This window comes from Kitasatospora xanthocidica, from assembly GCF_014656195.1.
Classification (GTDB): Bacteria; Actinomycetota; Actinomycetes; order Streptomycetales; family Streptomycetaceae; genus Kitasatospora; species Kitasatospora xanthocidica.
In genome coordinates this window covers 1-19500 of sequence record NZ_BNBY01000046.1, presented here as the reverse complement: position 1 = coordinate 19500, position 19500 = coordinate 1, and the positions used below count along the sequence as shown (strand labels likewise).

Genomic DNA, 19500 nt, shown 5'->3' with positions numbered 1-19500 from the left:
GACCGCGACCTGGAGGCACCTAGTGCACACGACAAGCCCGACGGAACCGGACGTCGTCCAGTACCCGGACGACCCGGAGCTCCTGCACCGGGTACTGACGCCCTACCGGGCCAAGAACTGCGAGTACCTCAAGTCGGCCGTGATCCTCCGCGAGGGCCGCACGCCGGAGACGGCCAAGCTGACCGCCCGCTGCACCTTCGAGATCCCGGAGTCGTGCTACATCGACGACACCGGCCACTTCAACTCGGTCGAGTTCAACATCTGCTACAACCAGATGGCCTACTACCTGACCGCGAAGGCGGTGAAGGACAAGCTCGTCGAGCCGCTGTCCCGCTGGGACATGGCGGACTTCTGGGACCGGCAGCTCGGCAACATCCTGATCACCGACTTCCGCAGCGCCTTCCGCACCGAGATGCGCGGGCGGCACTTCCGGGGCGAGATGGAGATCATCGACATCGCCGAGTGGGAGGGCACCGACCTGCGCGAGCCGCTGCTCGTCATGCGGACCAAGTGCCGCTACTGGGACGAGTTCGACGGCGACTCCTTCGGCGAGGTCACGGTGGCCATCACCAACCCGCCCGCGCCGGCCGCGCCCGCGGCCGGGCAGTGACCGGCAGGAGGAGCGCGCGATGAGCATCACCCAGGACTCCGGTCCGGCCGCCGGGAGCGCGTGGCCGCCGCCGGACGCCGAGCCGGTGGACCCCGAGGCCCTGTACGGCCGGCTGGCCGACCGCGGCCTGCGCTACGGGCCCGCGTTCCGCGGCGTCCGGCGGGCCTGGCGCGACGGGGCACGGATGAGCGCCGAGGTCGCCCTGGACGCCGGCGTGCCGACCGGCGACTTCCTGCTCCACCCGGCCCTGCTGGACTCGGCGCTGCACGCGGCCGTCGTCCCGTTCCTGGACGGGGACGACGAGTCGGCCCAACTCCCGTTCGCCTGGCGGGGCGTTCGGGTGCACGGCCCGGCCGGACGGGCGGTCCGGGTGCGGATCACGCCCGGCGACGACCGGACGATCGGGCTGGAGCTGACCGACGGGGAGGGGCGCCCGGTCGCCACCGTCGACTCGCTGGTGGTCCGCTCGGTCAGCCCGGAGCAGCTCGGCGCCCGCGGCGGACGACTGCTGCGGACGGTCTGGCGCCCGGTTCCGCCGGCCACGGGCCGACCCGCGCCGCAGGGCTGGGCCCTGCTGGGCGCCGACCACCTCGGGCTGACCGGAAGCCCCGCCGCCGACCGGGCGCTGGCCGCCGTCCACCCGACCCTGCGCTCCCTCGTCGTCGCGCTGCGCGAGCGCCGGGTGCCGGAGACGGTCCTGGTCTGCGTGGACGGCTCGGCTCCGCTCGCCAACGCGCTGCAGCGCGCCCTCTCGCTGCTCCAGGAGTGGCTGTTCGACGAGCGGCTGGCCGACGGCCGGCTGGTCTTCGTGACCCGCGGCGGGGTCGCCGTCCGCCCGGGCGAGGTGCCCGAGCCCGCGGCCGCGGCCGTCTGGGGCCTGGTGCGCAGCGCCCAGCTGGAGCACCCGGGCCGGTTCGCCCTGGTCGACCTCGACGCCGACGCGCCGTGGCGCGCCGTGGAGGCGGCGGCCGGTTCCGATGCCGCCCAACTGGCCGTCCGCCAAGGCGCGTTGCTGCACCCCCGGCTGGCCGCCGCGGCGAAGGCCGCGCGCCCCGGGTGGGACCCGCGGCGCAGCGTCCTGATCACCGGCGGCACCGGCTCGCTCGGCCGGCTGGTCGCCCGCCACCTGGCCGAGCGCCACGGGGTGCGCCACCTGGTGCTGCTCAGCCGCCGCGGCCCGGACGCCCCGGGCGCCCGCGAACTGGTGGACGAGCTGGCCGGGTTCGGCACCGAGGCGAAGGTCGTGGCCTGCGACGCCGGGGACCTCGCCGCGCTGCGCGCGGTGGTGGCCGCCCTGCCGCCCGAGCACCCGCTGGGTGCCGTGGTGCACTCCGCCGGGGTCACCTCGGACGCCACCGTCGGTTCGCTGACCCCGCGGCTGCTGGACACGGTGCTGGCCGCCAAGGTGGACTCCGCGCTCGCGCTGCACCGGCTCACCGAGGACCTCCCGGACTGCGCGCTGGTGCTGTTCTCCTCCGTCGCCGGTGTGCTCGGCAGCGCCGGCCAGGGCAACTACGCCGCCGCGAACGCCGCGCTGGACGCGCTCGCGCACCGCCGCCGGGCCGCCGGACTGCCCGGCGTCTCACTGGCCTGGGGGCTCTGGGCGGACGAGGACGGCATGGCGAGCGGCCTGGCCGCCGCCGACCTGGCCCGGATGGCCCGCTCCGGCCTGGCGGCGCTCTCGGTCGAGCAGGGCCTGGCCCTGCTCGACGACGCGCTGACCGCCGAGGACCCCGTCCTGGTGCCGCTGCGGCTCCACGAGGACGCGCTGCGCTCCCCCGACGCTCCGCTGCCCGAGCTGCTGCTGGACCTCGCCGCGCCGCGGACCCGCGCCACCGCCCCGGTGGCCGACGCGGACGCGTTCCGGGCCCGGCTGGCCGGGCGGCCCGAGGACGAGCGGGCGCAGGAGGTGCTGGAGCTGGTCCGCGCCCAGGTCGCGGTGGTCCTCGGTTTCACCGGCGGGGAGGAGGTCGAGCCGCACCGGGAGTTCTCGGCGATCGGCTTCGACTCGCTGACCAACCTGGAGCTGATCCGGCGGCTGACCGCGGCCACCGGCGTCCGGCTGCCGAACACGCTGGCCTTCGACCACCCGACTCCGGTCGAACTGGCGAACTCGATGACGAAGTTGCTCGGATGAGCGGGCGCACCGCCCGGCCGGGCGCGATGCGGGCGAGGGTCCGCGAAAGGGGCATGCCATGCATGTGGTGATCGTCGGCGGCGGGGTGATCGGCCTGGCCACCGCCTGGCGCTCGCTGGTCGCGGGCCTGACCGTGACCGTCCTGGACCCGGAGCCGGCCGGCAAGGCCACGGCCGTCGCCGCCGGGATGCTGCCGGCCGGCAACGAGAACCTGTACGACCAGGAGCTGTTGCTGCGGCTGTGCATCGCCTCCCGCGACCGCTACCCGTCCTTCGTCGCCGAACTGGAGGAGACCGCCGGCCTCCCCGCCGGGTACCGTCGCGACGGCGTGCTCGAAGTCGCCTACGGCGAGGCGGACCTGGCCGTGCTGAACGGTCTGCGCAGGTGGCAGGAGAACCTCGGGTTCGCCGTCGAGGCACTGGACGCCGAGGAGTGCCGCCGGCAGGAGCCCCAGCTCGCGGAGCGGGTCAGCGGCGGTCTGCTCAACCCGGACGACGGCTCGGTGGACCCGCGCACCCTGAGCGCCGCGCTGATCGCGGCGATCGGGCGGCTCGGCGGCACCGTGCGAGCCGAGCGGGTCACCGACCTGCTGGTCGAGGGCGACCGGGCCGCCGGCGTCCGGCTGGCCGACGGCGGCGAGGTGCGCGGGGACCGCGTGGTGCTCGCCGCCGGGGTGTGGACCCACCGGCTGGGCGGCCTGCCCACCGGGATCGTCCCGGAGATCAAGCCGCAGAAGGGCCAGACCGTACGGCTGCGCGCCGAGCGGCCCTTCCTGGCCCGCACGACCCGCGGGCTGGTCAACGGCCGGTCGGTCTTCGCGGCGCCCCGGCTGGACGGCGAGGTGATCGTCGGCGCGACGCATGAGAGCCGCGGCTACGACACCACCGTCACCGCCGGCGGGATCGGCGAACTGCTGGACATCACCCGGGAGTTGCTGCCGGGCATCGGCGAGCTGGAGTTCGTCGGCGCCGGCGCCGCCTCCCGGCCCGGGTCGCCGGACGGCCTGCCGGTGCTCGGCCACACCGCGCTGGAGGGCCTGCTGCTGGCCTCCGGGCACGGGCGGATCGGCATCCAGCTGGCGCCGGTCACCGGCGACGTGATGGCCCACGCGCTGATCTCCGGGGAGCTGCCGGAGGTCGCGAAGCCGTTCTCGGCGCAGCGGTTCTGACCCGGCGCACCCGCAGCCCGGCGGCGCACCCGCAGCCCGGCGGCGCACCGGAAAACCGGCGGCGCCCCGGAAACGACCCGCCCCCGCCAGAGCCTCACGCTCTGGCGGGGGCGGCTGTCTTTCCGGCCCGGCCGGCCTCAGCGCCCGGCGCTGCCCCGCCAGCCCCGCGGCGGGGCGTAGCCCTCGCGGGCCCAGGCCGTCGGGGGCGCCGCCCGCGGGACCGGCGGGACCGGCCGCCGCCGGCCGAGGACGACGGCGGTGACCACGGCCAGCTCCTCCGCCGTCGGGCGGCCGGCCAGCACTCGCAGCAGCGGCTCGCCGGTCACGTCGGCGGGTTCCCGTGCTTGCGGGCGGGCAGCCGGGCGTCCTTGCGGCGCAGCGCGTCCAGCGCGCCGATCAGCACCGCCCGGGTCTCGGCCGGGTCGATGACGTCGTCCACGAGGCCGCGCTCGGCCGCGTAGTACGGGTGCATCAGCTCGTCCTTGTAGGCCTTGACGCGCTCGGCCCGCGCGGCCTCCGGGTCGGGAGCGGCGGCGATCTCCTTGCGGAACACCACGTTGGCCGCGCCCTCGGCGCCCATCACCGCGATCTCGTTGGTCGGCCAGGCGTAGCAGAGGTCCGAGCCGATCGACCGGGAGTCCATCACGATGTACGCCCCGCCGTAGGCCTTGCGCAGCACCAGCGAGACCCGCGGCACGGTGGCGTTGCAGTACGCGTACAGCAGCTTGGCGCCGTGCCGGATGATGCCCTCGTGCTCCTGGTCCCGTCCGGGCAGGAAGCCGGGCACGTCCACCAGGGTCACCAGCGGGATGGAGAAGGCGTCGCAGAGCTGCACGAAGCGGGCCGCCTTCTCCGAGGCGTGGATGTCCAGCACCCCGGCCAGCGACTGCGGCTGGTTGGCGACGATGCCGACGGTGTGGCCGTCGAGGCGGGCCAGGCTGCAGACGATGTTGGTCGCCCAGCCGGAGTGCAGCTCGAAGTGCTCGCCGTCGTCGACGATCTCCTCGATCACCTGGCGCATGTCGTACGGGCGGTTGCCGTCGGCGGGCACCAGGTCGAGCAGCCGCTCGGTGCGCCGCTGCGGCGGATCGTCGCTCGGCTGGACGGGCGGCAGCTCGCGGTTGTTGGCCGGCAGCAGGGAGAGCAGGTAGCGCACCTCGGACAGGCAGTCCTCCTCGGTGTCGCAGACCACCTGGGCCGCGCCGGAGACCGCCCCGTGGACGTCCGCGCCGCCGAGTTCGTCGTGGCTGATGGTCTCGCCGGTGACGGCGCGCACCACGTCCGGCCCGGTGATGTACATCTGCGAGATGTCCCGGACCATGAACACCACGTCGGTGAGCGCGGGCGAGTAGGTCGCGCCGCCCGCGCAGGGCCCGAGGATCACGCTGATCTGCGGGATCACCCCGGAGGCCCGGACGTTGCGCAGGAAGATGCCGCCGTACCCGGCCAGCGCGGTGACGCCCTCCTGGATCCGGGCGCCGGCCCCGTCGCAAAGGCTCACCAGGGGCGCCCCGGCGGCCTCGGCGAGGTCCATCACCTTGTGGATCTTCTGCGCGTGGGCCTCGCCCAGCGAGCCGCCGAAGATCCGGAAGTCGTGCGCGTAGACGAAGACGGTCCGGCCGTCCACCTTGCCCCAGCCCGTGACCACGCCGTCGGTGTGGTGGCGGCGGTCCTCCAGCCCGAAGCCGACGGCCCGGTGCCGGCGCAACTGCTCGACCTCCTGGAAGGTGCCCGGGTCGAACAGCAGGTCCAGCCGCTCACGCACCGTCAGTTTCCGGCGCGCGTGCTGCTGTTCGGTCGCCCGTTCGGACGGTCCGGCTGCGGCCGCACGGCGCAGCTCCGCCAGCTCGGCGGCTCTGCTCCTGGTGTCCGAGCCGTGGACACTCGGTTCCGCGACGACGGTCATATGCCACCTCTCCCCGTTCTCCTGTGGTGTCCGATCCACCACGTGGGTTCCGATCCACCACGAACGGCGCGTTCTCCGCGCGCGGAGACGTGTCCTCCGCGCGCGGCGCGCGAGAACGGGGTCCCCCCGGTTCGATGGCTCCCCCCGATTCAATGGCGCCGCGCCGACCGCCGCCAGCGGACCCGGCCCCTACCATGTCCGGCCATCCCCCTATCGCCGGTTAGGGGTTGGGCCCGGCAGGACGCGGTGAAAACATCGCCACCGGAACGGCGTGAGCGCCAGCGCGCCCGCCGTTGCGACCGGAGCAGGACAGAGCGAGGAAGCGGGCCCAAGGTGACCGGATCGACGGTGGAGAACACGGCAGGCGACGTCTGGATCCGGCGGTACCACCCGACCGGGGCCGGAGCCCCGCGCCTGGTGTGCTTCCCGCACGCCGGCGGCGCGGCCAGCTACTTCTTCCCGCTGTCCGCCGCCCTGCGGGACGAGGCCGAGGTCCTCGCGGTGCAGTACCCGGGCCGCCAGGACCGGCGCCACGAGCCGGCCGTGGACGACATCCACCGGCTGGCCGACCTGCTCACGGTGGCGCTGGAGGGCACCGTCGACGACCGCACGGTCTTCTTCGGGCACAGCATGGGCGCCTCGGTCGCGTTCGAGGTCGCCCGGCGGCTCGAACGGGGCGCCGGGCGCGGCCCCGCCCTGCTGATCGCCTCCGGCCGGCGCGCCCCCTCCCGCCACCGCGACGAGCGGATCCACCGGCTCGACGACGCCGGCCTGGTCCGCGAGACCCGGGCGCTCAGCGGCACCGACAGCACGCTGCTGGACGACGAGGAGATCCTGCGGATGATCCTCCCGATCCTGCGCAACGACTACCGCGCCGTCGAGACCTACACCAGCGCGCCGGACGCCGCCATCGACGCGCCGATCACCGCGTTCATCGGCACCGGGGACCCGAAGGTCTCCGTCGACGAGGCGCAGGACTGGTCGCACCACACCCGCGGCGCGTTCCGGCGCGAGGACTTCGCCGGCGGGCACTTCTACCTGACCGAGACCCCGGACGCCCTGCGGCACAAGCTGCTCGCCGAGCTGCGCACCGTCGGCTGAACGGGGCGGGAACCCCCAGGCCCGGGGGACAGCCCCTAGGCGAATCCCCTGGCCACCGTAGGGGTGGGCACGGGTAGCACCACCGGTCCGGACCCGAGGACCATCGAGTAGACACGGCGACCGCCCGTGACAGCGGTGCCCGCGGGGCAACGCCATGAAGGCCCGGTCAGCCGCACGCCTTCATGCCCTTGGCCGGTCCAAGATCGAGGAAGGCGTTCGGCACATGATGGGTGAGACCTCCCCCTCCGCTTCCACCGTCCAGGATGCCCGGGAAGACGCGGTCGCGGTCATCGGCATGGCCTGCCGGCTCCCCCGCGCGGCGACCCCGGACGCCTACTGGCGGCTCCTCAGCGAGGGCACCAGCGCGGTCGGCGGCGTACCGGCCGACCGCTGGGACCTCGACGCCCTCCCCCTCGACGACCTCACCCCCGACGCCCGGCAGGCGCTGCGCCACGGCGCCTTCGTCGACCGGGTGGACGGCTTCGACGCCGGCTTCTTCGGGATCTCCCCGCGCGAGGCCGCCGCGATGGACCCCCAGCAGCGCCTGATGGCCGAACTCGGCTGGGAGGCCCTGGAGGACGCCCGGCTGCTCCCCGACACCCTGCACGGCACCGCCACCGGCGTGTTCGTCGGCGCCATCGCCCACGACTACGCCACCCTCCTCCAGCAGCACGGCCCCCGGCAGCTCGACACCCACAGCCTCACCGGCCTGCAGAACGGCGTCATCGCCAACCGGCTCTCCTACCTGCTCGGCGCGCACGGCCCCAGCCTGACCGTCGACACCGGCCAGTCCTCCTCGCTGGTGGCGGTGCACCTCGCCGTCGAGAGCCTGCGCAAGGGCGAGTCGAGCCTCGCGCTGGCCGGCGGCGTCAGCCTCAACCTGCTGCCGGAGAGCGCCGTCGCGGTCGCCAAGTTCGGCGCCCTCTCGCCGGACGGACGGTGCGCCACCTTCGACGCCCGCGCCAACGGCTACGTCCGCGGCGAGGGCGGTGCCGTCCTCGTCCTCAAGCCGCTCGCCCGCGCCCTCGCCGACGGCGACACCGTGTACGGCGTGATCCGCGGCAGCGCGGTCAACAGCGACGGCGGCACCGACGGCCTGGCCAAGCCCGGCCCCACCACCCAGGCGGCGGTCCTGCGCGCCGCCTGCGACCGGGCCGGGGTCGACCCCGCCGCCGTCCAGTACGTCGAACTGCACGGCACCGGCACCCGGATCGGCGACCCGATCGAGGCCGAGGCGCTCGGCCGGGCGTACGGCACCGAGCGCACCGAACCGCTGCTGGTCGGCTCGGCCAAGACCAACATCGGGCACCTGGAGGGCGCCGCCGGCATCGCCGGCCTGCTGAAGGCCGTCCTCAGCGTCCACCACCGGCGGATCCCCGCCAGCCTGCACTACGAGCACCCCAACCCGCGGATCGACCTGGACGGCTGGAAGCTGCGCGTCCAGACCGAGGCCGGGCCGTGGCCGCACCCGGACCGCCCGCTGCTGGCGGGCGTCAGCTCCTTCGGCATCGGCGGGACCAACTGCCACCTGGTGCTCTCCGGTCCGCCCGCCGACCTCCCGGCGCCCGAGGCCGGCGGGGACGCCGAGGCCCCGCGGGTGCCGATGGTCCCGTGGCTGCTGTCCGGCCGGACCGAGCCGGCGCTGCGCGCCCAGGCCGCCCGGCTTCGCGAACACCTCGACCGGCACCCGGAGCCCGACGACGAGCGGATCGGCTGGTCGCTCGCCACCACCCGCGCCACCTTCGAACACCGCGCCGTCCTCGTCGGCGAGGACCGCGCCCGGCTGCTCGCCGGCCTGGACGCCCTCGCCCTCGGCGAGGACGCCCCCCGTCTCGTCCGCGGCCGGGCCGGCCGCACCGGCGGCACCGTCCTGGTCTTCCCCGGCCAGGGATCCCAGTGGCACGGCATGGCCGTCGGCCTGCTCGACCGCTCCCCGGTCTTCCGGCAGCACCTGGAGGCCTGCGACGCCGCGCTCGCCGAACACCTCGACTGGTCACTGCTCGACGTCCTGCGCCAGGCCCCCGGCGCACCCTCGCTGGACCGCTCCGACGTCGTGCAGCCCGCGCTGTTCGCCGTGATGGTCTCGCTCGCCAGGCTCTGGGAGTCCCTCGGCATCCGCCCCGACGCCGTCGTCGGACACTCCCAGGGCGAGATCGCCGCCGCCCACATCGCCGGCGCCTTCACCCTGCGCGAGGCGGCCCGGATCAGCGCCCTGCGCAGCAAGGTCCTGATGGAACTGCGGCAGAGCGGCAACATGGCCTCCGTGCCGCTGCCGGCCGACGAGGTCGCCGAGCTGATCGCCGAATCCGGCGCCCCGATCGAGATCGGCGCCTACAACAGCCCCAGCAACACCGTCCTGTGCGGCCCCACCGAGGCCGTCACCGCGCTGCTGGAACGGTGCGCCGCCCGCAACGCCCCCGGGCGGCTCGTCAACATCGACTACCCGTCGCACTCCGCCGGCGTCGAGCCGATCGAGCGGCGGCTGCTCGCCGAGCTCGGCACGCTCACCCCGCGCAGCTCCGACATCCCGTTCTACTCCACCGTCACCGGCGCACCCCTGGACACCGCCGAGCTCACCGCCGAGTACTGGTACGCCAACCTGCGCCGACCGGTGCTATTCCGGCAGGCCGTCGAGGCCCTCGCCGCCGACGGCCACGGCGTGTTCGTCGAGAGCAGCCCGCACCCGGTGCTGCTCGGCGGCATCCGGCTGACCCTGGCCGGCGCCGAGCAGCCGCCCGTCGTCATCAGCACCCTGCGCCGCAACGAGGCCGAGTGGCCGCGCGTGCTGACCGGCCTCGCCGAGCTGCACACCCGGGGCGTGGACGTGCCCTGGCGACAGCTGCTCAGCGGCCGGCCGACGGCCACCACGGCCCTGCCGACGTACCCGTTCCAGCGCGAACGCCACTGGGCGGCCGACGAGTCCGCGCCCGGCACGGCGCGGGGCGCCGTCCCGCACCGCCCGGTCGCGGCCACGGCTGCGGCTACGGCTACGGCTACGGCTACGGCTACGGAACCGGAGCCGGCGGGCCGGGAGCTCGGCTGGGCCGAACGACTGGCCCAACTCCCGGACACGGAACGGCTGGACCGCCTGCACGAACTCGTCCGCACCCAGGCCGCCGTCGTCCTCGGCCACGCCACCGCCGACACCCTCGACCCGGACCGCACCTTCAAGGACCTCGGCTTCGACTCCACGCTGACGGTCGAGTTCTGCACCCGCCTCGCCTCCGTCACCGGCCTGCCCGTCCCCAGCACCACCACGTACGACCACCCGACCCCGGGCGACGTCGTCCGCCACCTCCACACCCGGATCACCGGCCCCGCCCCAGCCGGGAACCCCCTCGCCCCGGCACACCCCGGGACCGCCACCGGCCCGCGCCCCGACGAGCCGATCGCCATCATCGGCATGGCCTGCCGCTACCCCGGCGGGGTCTCCTCACCCGAGGACCTGTGGCGGCTGGTCGCCGACGGCGTCGACGCCGTCTCCGCCTTCCCCACCGACCGCGGCTGGGACCTCGGCGAGCTCTACGACCCGGAGCCCGGCCTGCCCGGCCGCACCTACGCCCGCGCCGGCGGCTTCCTCACCGGCGCCGACACCTTCGACGCCGCGTTCTTCGGCATCGGCCCCCGCGAGGCCCAGACGATGGACCCGCAGCAGCGCCTGCTGCTGGAGACCACCTGGGAGGCCCTGGAGCACGCCGGCATCGACCCGGCCACCCTGCGCGGCAGCAACACCGGCGTCTTCACCGGCATCATGTCCCCCGAGTACGGCCCGCGCCTGTACGAGACCGCGGAGAAGCTCAACGGCTACCTCCTCACCGGCACCACGGCGAGCGTCGCCTCCGGCCGGATCGCGTACACCTTCGGGTTCGAGGGCCCGGCCGTCACCGTCGACACCGCCTGCTCGTCCTCCCTGGTCGCGCTGCACATGGCCGCCCAGTCACTGCGCACCGGCGAATCCGACCTGGTGCTCGCGGGCGGCGCCGCGGTCATGTCGACACCCGGCATGCTGGTGGAGTTCAGCCGCCAGCGCGGGCTGTCGGCGGACGGGCGGTGCAAGGCCTTCTCGGACTCCGCGGACGGCACCGGCTGGGCCGAGGGCGTCGGCATGCTGCTCGTCGAACGGCTCAGCGACGCCCGACGCAACGGGCACCGGATCCTGGCCGTGGTGCGCGGCACGGCGATCAACCAGGACGGCGCCTCCAACGGCCTCACCGCCCCCAACGGGCCCGCCCAGCAGCGCGTCATCCGCCAGGCCCTCGCCAACGCCCAGCTCACGGCAGCGGACATCGACGCCGTGGAGGCGCACGGCACCGGCACCGCACTGGGTGACCCGATCGAGGCCCAGGCGCTGCTCGCCACCTACGGACAGGACCGCGAACTTCCTTTCCTCCTTGGATCGTTGAAGTCCAACATCGGGCACGCCCAGGCCGCGGCCGGCGTCGGCGGCATCATCAAGACGGTCGAGGCGATGCGGCACGGCGTCCTGCCGAAGACGTTGCACGTCGATACGCCGTCCACGCACGTCGACTGGACCGAGGGCTCGGTCGAACTCCTCACCGAGGCAAGGGAATGGCCCGAGACCGGGCGTCCTCGCCGGGCCGCCGTCTCCTCCTTCGGCATCTCCGGCACCAACGCCCACGTCATCATCGAACAGGCCCCCGAACCGGCAGCCATCGAACCGGCCACCCCGGCCACCGAACCCGCCCTGCCGCTGGCCTGGCCCCTGTCCGCCCGCACCCCCGACGCCCTGCGCGACCAGGCCACCCGCCTGCTCGCCCACATCGAGGTGACCGACGCCGACCCGCGCGACATCGCCCACTCCCTCACCACCACCCGCGCCCAGCTGGACCAGCGGGCCGTCGTCATCGGCACCGGACGCGACGAACTCCTCGACGCGCTCCGCGCACTGGCCGAAGGGAAGAACCACCCCGGGATCGTCAGCAGCCAGCCCCTCACCGGCCGCCTCGCCTTCCTCTTCACCGGCCAGGGCGCCCAACGCCTCGGCATGGGCCGGGAGCTGTACGAGGCGTTCCCCGTCTTCGCCTCGGCGCTGGACGACGTCCTCGCACGCTTCGACGCCCCCGTCCGGGAGGTCATGTGGGGCGAGGACCCGGACGCCCTCAACCAGACCGGCACCGCCCAACTCGCCCTCTTCGCCTTCGAAACCGCGCTGTACCGACTGCTGGAGTCGCTGGGCGTGCGCCCGGACTACCTCGCCGGACACTCCCTCGGCGAGATCACCGCCGCCCACGCCTCCGGCATCCTCACCCTCGACGACGCCTGCACCCTCGTCTCCGCCCGCGCCCGCCTCATGCAATCCCTCCCCACCGGCGGAGCCATGGCCGCCCTACGCGCCACCGAAGACGAAATCCTCCCGCTGCTCGGCGAGGACGTGACGATCGCGGCCGTCAACTCGGCTGACAGCGTGGTCATTTCGGGCGATGAGGCAGCCGTCGAGGCCGTGCTCGCACAGGTCTCCGACCGCAAGCACACCCGCCTGAAGGTCTCCCACGCCTTCCACTCCCCCCTCATGGACCCGATCCTCGAAGACTTCCGGGCCATCGCCACGAGCATCACCCACCACGCCCCGACCATCCCGGTCATCTCCAACCTCACCGGGACACCCCTCACCGACGCCAACGCCGACTACTGGGTCAACCACCTCCGCGGCACCGTCCGCTACCACCACACCATCACCCACCTCGCCGAACAGGGCGTCACCACCCACCTCGAAATAGGCCCCGACGCCGCCCTCACCCCCCTCACCCCCAACACCACCCCCACCACAAGCCGCAACCACCCCGAACCCCGTCAGCTGGTCACCGCCCTCGCCACCCTCCACCTCACCCCCCTCAACCCCACCGCCCACACCATCCCCCTCCCCACCTACGCCTTCCAGCGCAAGCGCTACTGGATCGCCCCCAGCTCCACCGGTCTCCCCGCCACCGGCCACCCCCTGCTCGGCGCCGTCATCGAAACCCCCGACCGCGTCACGCACCTCACCGGCCGTCTCAGCCTCGACACCCACCCCTGGCTCGCCGACCACCGGATCGCGGGCACCCCGATCCTCCCGGCCAGCGCCTTCGTCGACCTGGTCGTGCACGCCGGCCACCACACCGGCCACCCGTACCTGAGCGAGCTGACCCTGGAGGCCCCGCTGGCGCTGCCCCGCACCGGCGGTGTGCAGCTGCGGATCTCGCTGGCGCCCGAGGACGGTGCGGGGCAGCGTGCGGTCACCGTCCACGCCAGGGTTGCCGAGGACGCCGACTGGGTGCGGCACGCCGAGGGCGTGCTCGCCTCGCAGAGCCCGGCGGGCGCGCCGGCCACCCGGCTCGCCCGCCCCGCCTCGGCCGAGCCGATCGACGTCACCGACCTCTACGACCGGCTCGCCGACCGGGGGTACGAGTACGGCCCGGCGTTCCGGGGTCTTCGCGCGGCGTGGCGAGTCGGCGAGGAGGTGTACGCCGAGATCTCCCTGCCGGGTGCCGACCAGGCCGAGGCGTACGGCCTGCACCCCGCCCTGCTCGACGCCGTGCTGCACGCCGCGCTGATCGACGGCGAGGCGCTGGACATCCCGTTCGCGTGGACGGGCGTCACCCTGTACGCCCAGGCGCCGACCACCCTCCTCGTCCGGGTGACCAGGACGGCTCCCGACGCGGTGGCGCTCGTCATCTCCGATCCGGCGGGGAACCCGGTGGCCGAGGTCGAACGGCTGGTGCTGCGCCCGGTCGCCCGGGAGCGGATCGCCGCAGCCCCGACCGGTTCCGACGCCCTGCTCGACCTGGTGTGGGGTCCTGCCCCGGCTCGTCCCGCCCCGGGCCGTACCGGCTCGGCCGGCCGCCTGGCCGTCCTCGGCACCGCGCCGGACTCCCTCACCGACGCCGCCGCCGACCGGTTCGCCGGGCTCTCCGCACTGATGACCGCCCTGGACGGGGGCACGCCGGCGCCTGACACCGTCGTCGCCCTGGCCCCGCAGCGGGCGACCGACCTCGGCGCCACCGCCCAGGAGGTGCTGTCCCTCCTGCAGGCCTGGCTGGCCGCGGAGCGGCTGGCCGACACCCACCTGATGCTCGTCACCCGCCGCGCGGTCGCGACCAGCGCGGGAGAGCCCGTGGAGGACCTCGCCGCCGCCGCCGTCTGGGGCCTGGTGCGCACCGCGCAGAGCGAGCACCCCGGCCGGTTCACGCTGGTCGACACGGATGGCTCGGAGGCCTCCGACGCCCTGCTGGCCTCCGCCGTGGCCCTCGGCGAGCCGCAGCTCGCGCTGCGCGCCGGCACGAGCCTCGTCCCGCGGGTCGTCCGAGTGACCGGGCGGCCGTCGGACGAGGCCGGCGACCCGGCGCTCGACCGGGACGGCACGGTCCTGATCACCGGCGGCACCGGCAGCCTGGGCGCCCTGGTCGCCCGCCACCTGGTCACCGCACACGGCGTCCGCCACCTCCTCCTCACCAGCCGCCGCGGACCGGACGCCCCCGGCGCCACCGAACTCACCACCGAACTCACCGAACTCGGCGCCACCGTCCGCGTGGTGGCCTGCGACGCCACCGACCGCGACGCCCTCGCCACCGTCCTGCGCGAGGCCACCCCCACCGTCCGCGCGATCGTCCACACCGCCGGCATCACCGACGACGGCACGCTCACCCTGCTCACGCCGGAGCGTCTGGGCTCCGTCCTGGCGCCCAAGTCCGAGGCCGCCCAGCACCTCCACGAGCTCAGCCTCCAACTCGGCCTCGACCTCACCCACTTCGTCCTCTTCTCCTCCGTCTCGGGCGTCCTCGGCACCCCCGGCCAGGCCAACTACGCCGCCGCGAACACCCAGTTGGACGCCCTCGCCGCGCACCGCCACGCCCGGGGACTGCCCGCCACCTCCATCGCGTGGGGGCTCTGGGAGACGACGACCGGCATGGCCGGGCAGCTGGAGGAGGCGGACCTGGCGCGCTGGGCCCGGGCCGGAATCCCGGCCCACGACACGGAGTTCGGCCTGCGCCTGTTCGACATCGCCTTGGCCTCCGGCCGGCCGGCCCCCGTCGCCGTCAGGCTCGACCGCGCCGCGCTGCGCGCCCGCGCCGCCGCCGGCACCCTGCCGGCCGTCCTCGGCTCGCTCGTCCCGGCCGCCCCGGCCCGCGCACAGCGTCCCGACCGCCCGACGCTCGGCGGCACCGGCGTGGGCGACCAGCGCGCCCAAGTACTGGCCCTCGTCCAGAGCACCGCCGGGGCGGTCCTCGGCCACAGCGACAGCGCGTCCGTGCCCGCCGCCCGCTCGTTCAAGGAGCTGGGCTTCGACTCCCTGGCCGCCGTCGAGCTGCGCAACCGGCTCAGCGGCGCCACCGGGATGCGCCTGCCCAGCACCGTCACCTTCGACTACCCCACCCCGACCGCCCTCGCCGACCACCTCCACCAAGCCCTGTTCGGCGGGCGGCCCGAGGCGGACACCCCCGCCCCGACCGCCACGGTCAGCGGCTCCGACGAGCCGATCGCCATCATCGGCATGGCCTGCCGCTACCCCGGCGGGGTCTCCTCACCCGAGGACCTGTGGCGGCTGGTCGCCGACGGCGTCGACGCCGTCTCCGAGTTCCCCGGCGACCGCGGCTGGGACGTCGACTCCATCTACCACGCGGACCCCGAGCACCCCGGCACCTCCTACACCCGCGAAGGCGGGTTCCTGCACGAGGCCGCCGAGTTCGACCCGGCCTTCTTCGGCATCAACCCGCGCGAGGCCGTCGCGATGGACCCGCAGCAGCGCCTGCTGCTGGAGACCACCTGGGAGTCCCTGGAACGCGCCGGACTCGACCCGACCACGCTGCGCGGCAGCAACACCGGCGTCTTCACCGGGATCATGTACGACGACTACGGCGCCCGGCTGCGCCCGCTCCCGGCCGGCTACGAAGGGTACGTGGGCAACGGCAGCCGGCCGAGCGTCGCCTCCGGTCGCGTCTCCTACACCTTCGGGTTCGAGGGCCCGGCGATGACCGTCGACACCGCCTGCTCCTCCTCCCTGGTCGCCCTGCACCTCGCCTGCCAGGCCCTGCGCAACGGCGAATCCGACCTCGCGCTGGCCGGCGGCGCCACCGTCATGGCCACCGCCTCGACCTTCGTCGAGTTCAGCACCCAGGGCGCCCTGTCGGCGGACGGCCGCTGCAAGGCCTTCTCCGACACGGCGGACGGCACCGGCTGGGCCGAGGGCGTCGGCATGCTGCTCGTCGAACGGCTCTCCGACGCCCGACGCAACGGCCACCCGGTGCTCGCCGTCGTCCGCGGCACGGCCGTCAACCAGGACGGCGCCTCCAACGGCCTCACCGCCCCCAACGGCCCCGCCCAGCAGCGCGTCATCCGCCAGGCCCTCGCCAACGCCCAACTGACGGCGGCCGAGGTCGACGCGGTCGAGGCGCACGGGACGGGCACCACGCTCGGCGACCCGATCGAGGCCCAGGCCCTCATGGCCACCTACGGGCAGGACCGTCAAGAGCCGCTGTGGCTGGGCTCGTTGAAGTCCAACATCGGACACTCGCAGGCCGCGGCCGGCGTCGGCGGCATCATCAAGATGGTCGAGGCCATGCGGCACGGCGTGCTGCCGAGGACGCTGCACGTCGACAAGCCGTCCACGCACGTCGACTGGATCGAGGGCTCGGTCGAACTCCTCACCGAGGCGAGGGAATGGCCGGAGACCGGGCGTCCTCGTCGGGCCGCCGTCTCCTCCTTCGGCATCTCCGGCACCAACGCCCACGTCATCATCGAGCAGGGCCCCCGCACGACGGCCGCCACGCCGACGACCGGCCCGAACGACGCCTCCCTTACGCTGGCGTGGCCGCTCTCCGGGCACACCGAAGCCGCGCTGCGCGACCAGGCGGCCCGGCTGCTCGCGCACGTCGAGGCGACCGACGCCGACCCGCGCGACATCGCCCACTCCCTCGCCACCACCCGGGCCCAGCTGGACCAGCGGGCCGTGGTCATCGGCAGCGGACGCGACGAACTCCTCGACGGGCTCCGCGCACTGGCCGAGGGCAAGCGACTCTCCTCCGTCGTCACCGGCACGGCCACCGACGGGCAGCTGGCGTTCCTGTTCACCGGTCAGGGCGCGCAACGCCTCGGCATGGGACAGGAGCTGTACGAGGCGTTCCCCGTCTTCGCCTCGGCACTGGATGCCGTGCTGGAGCGCTTCGACGTCCCCGTGCGGGAGGTGATGTGGGGCGAGGACCCGGACGCGCTCAACCAGACCGGCACCGCCCAACTCGCCCTCTTCGCCTTCGAAACCGCGCTGTACCGGCTGCTGGAGTCGCTGGGAGTTCGCGCCGACTACCTGGCCGGGCACTCCCTCGGCGAGATCACCGCCGCCCACGCCTCCGGCATCCTCACGTTGGAGGACGCCTGCACCCTTGTCTCCGCCCGCGCCCGCCTCATGCAGTCCCTGCCCACCGGCGGCTCGATGGCCGCCCTGCGCGCCACCGAAGACGAAGTCATCTCGCACCTGACCGACGACGTCACCATCGCCGCCGTCAACTCCGCCGACAGCGTCGTCATCTCAGGAACTGAAGCCGCCGTGGACGCAGTGCTCGCACAGTTCGCTGACCGCAAGCACACCCGGCTGAAGGTCTCTCACGCCTTCCACTCCCCCCTCATGGACCCGATCCTCGAAGACTTCAGGACGGCCGCCAAGAGCATCACCCACCACACGCCGACCATCCCGGTCATCTCCAACCTCACCGGCCAGCCCCTCACCGACGCCAACGCCGACTACTGGGTCAACCACCTCCGCGGCACCGTCCGCTACCACGACGCCGTCACCCACCTCACCGAACAGGGCGTCACCACCCACCTCGAAGTGGGCCCCGACGCCGCCCTCACCCCCCTCACCGACAACACCACCCCCACCGGACACCGCAACCACCCCGAGGTCCACCAGCTGGTCATCGCCCTCGCCACCCTCCACACCAAGGGCATCCCTGTGACCCTCACCGCCTCCGGCCGCACCGTCGACCTGCCGACCTACGCCTTCCAGCACCAGCGCTACTGGCTCGCCACCCCGGCCGGATCCAGCAGCCCCGACCACCCGCTGCTCGGCGTCGCCATCGACACCCCCGACGGCGCCACCCACGTCACCGCCCGGCTTTCCCTCGACGCCCTGGCCTGGCTCGCCGACCACCAGGTCGCCGACAGCGTCGTCCTGCCCGGCACGGCTTTCGTCGAGCTGGCCACCCAGGCCGGCGACCGGACCGGCTGCCCGGTCGTCGAAGAGCTGACGCTCCACGCCCCGCTGACCGTCCCCGAGCAGGGCGCCGTCCAGCTCCAGACCACCGTCACCGCACCGGACGCCACCGGCCGCCGCACCCTCACCATCCACTCCCGCCTCCCCGACGAGCAGGACTGGACCCGCCACGCCGAAGGCACCCTCGCCCCCACCACCGACGCGACACCCGAACCACTCACCACCTGGCCCCCCACCGGCGCCGAACCGATCCCCCTCGACGGCCACTACGACCGGCTGGCCACCGACGGCCTCGGCTACGGCCCGGTGTTCCAGGGCGTACGCGCCGCCTGGCGCCTCGGCGAGGACGTCTACGCCGAGATCGCCCTCCCCGAGACCGAGACCGAGGACGCGACGCCGTACAACCTGCACCCCGCGCTGCTCGACGCCGCACTGCACACCATCACGCTGACCAGCGCCGCCTCCGAGCGGACCGCGCTGCCGTTCTCCTGGTCCGGCCTGCACCTGCACGCCACCGGCGCGCGTGCTCTGCGCGTGCGGATCACCCCGCGCCGCACCGGCGAGGTCGCACTCACCGCGGCCGACACCACCGGCCGACCTGTGCTGACCCTGGACTCGCTCACCCTGCGCGAGTTCGACCCGGCCCAGATCGCCGCCGCCGGCACCGCCCGCAACCTCTACCGGGTCGTCTGGAAGCCGCTGACGGCCGCCGTGACCACGGCGGTGCCCGTGGCCTGGGCGGACCTCGCCCCGGATGCCCCGGCTCCCGACCTGCTCCAGCTGAGCCTCACCCCGGAGACCACCGACCTGCACCATCTCCTCGGCCGGCTACAGGAGTTCCTCACCGAGCCGCGGTACGCCGCCGGCCACCTCCTGGTGACCACCCGCCAGGCCGTCGCGGCCCGCCCCGAGGACCTGGTGGACCCGACCGCCGCCGCTGCCTGGGGACTGATCCGCAGCGCCCAGAACGAGCAGCCCGACCGCATCACCCTGCTGGACGTGGAGAGCGCGACCGACCCCAGTGACGTCCCGGTCGGTCAGCCCGAACTCGTGCTCCGTGAAGGCACGTTCCACACTCCGCAGTTGGTCCGGGCGTCGGTGGACACCACCCACCAACCCACCCCCTTCGACCCCGACGCCACCGTCCTCATCACCGGCGGCACCGGCACCCTCGGCGCACTGATCGCCCGCCACCTCATCACCCACCACGGCGTCCGCCACCTCCTCCTCACCAGCCGCCGCGGACCCGACGCACCCGGCGCCACCCAACTCACCACCGAACTCACCCAACTCGGCGCCACCGTCCGCATCGTGGCCTGCGACACCACCGACCGCCACACCCTCACCACCCTCCTGCGCGAAGCCACCCCCACCA

Annotated in this window: 7 protein-coding genes; 5 read left to right on the top strand and 2 right to left on the bottom strand. The window is 74.3% G+C overall.

Annotation, left to right across the window (positions count from 1 at the left end):
- Positions 1-22: 22 nt before the first annotated feature.
- Genes IE332_RS38405 through thiO form a run of 3 tightly spaced genes read left to right on the top strand, consistent with a single transcriptional unit; the run spans position 23 to position 3915 of the window.
- Positions 23-610 (top strand): FcoT family thioesterase, encoded by a 588-nt coding sequence (locus tag IE332_RS38405; RefSeq protein WP_189926016.1) that lies wholly within the window; start codon positions 23-25, stop codon positions 608-610.
- Positions 611-629: 19 nt separating this feature from the next.
- Positions 630-2747, top strand: a complete 2118-nt coding sequence (locus tag IE332_RS38400) for a type I polyketide synthase (RefSeq protein ID WP_189926014.1) — start codon at positions 630-632, stop codon at positions 2745-2747.
- 58 nt (positions 2748-2805) lie between these two features.
- Positions 2806-3915: a glycine oxidase ThiO gene (thiO, locus tag IE332_RS38395; RefSeq protein WP_189926011.1), complete on the top strand. Its 1110-nt coding sequence runs from the start codon at positions 2806-2808 to the stop codon at positions 3913-3915.
- A gap of 137 nt (positions 3916-4052) precedes the next feature.
- On the opposite strand, the gene IE332_RS38390 is transcribed toward thiO, so the two are convergent.
- Positions 4053-4241 carry an acyl-CoA carboxylase epsilon subunit gene (locus IE332_RS38390; protein WP_189926009.1) on the bottom strand — a complete coding sequence of 63 codons (189 nt, stop codon included), beginning with the start codon at positions 4239-4241 and terminating at the stop codon, positions 4053-4055.
- Entirely contained in the window at positions 4238-5821 is a 1584-nt protein-coding gene (locus IE332_RS38385) for an acyl-CoA carboxylase subunit beta (RefSeq protein WP_189926007.1), read from the bottom strand. Before IE332_RS38385 ends, IE332_RS38390 begins: the two co-directional genes overlap by 4 nt.
- A 333-nt stretch (positions 5822-6154) precedes the next feature.
- Here IE332_RS38385 and IE332_RS38380 point away from each other — a divergent pair, with 333 nt between their 5' ends.
- Both IE332_RS38380 and IE332_RS41605 read left to right on the top strand, forming a co-directional pair.
- Positions 6155-6922: a thioesterase II family protein gene (locus IE332_RS38380; RefSeq protein ID WP_229929256.1), complete on the top strand. Its 768-nt coding sequence runs from the start codon at positions 6155-6157 to the stop codon at positions 6920-6922.
- Positions 6923-7148: 226 nt separating this feature from the next.
- The coding region (locus tag IE332_RS41605) for an SDR family NAD(P)-dependent oxidoreductase (RefSeq protein WP_444542948.1) at positions 7149-19500 on the top strand (12352 nt) is incomplete at its 3' end.

Excerpts from the sequence above, each read along its gene's own strand:
- thiO (WP_189926011.1), top strand. The coding sequence starts at position 2,806 with ATGCATGTGGTGATCGTCGGCGGCGGGGTGATCGGCCTGGCCACCGCC.
- IE332_RS38385 (WP_189926007.1), bottom strand. The coding sequence starts at position 5,821 with ATGACCGTCGTCGCGGAACCGAGTGTCCACGGCTCGGACACCAGGAGC.
- IE332_RS38400 (WP_189926014.1), top strand. The coding sequence starts at position 630 with ATGAGCATCACCCAGGACTCCGGTCCGGCCGCCGGGAGCGCGTGGCCG.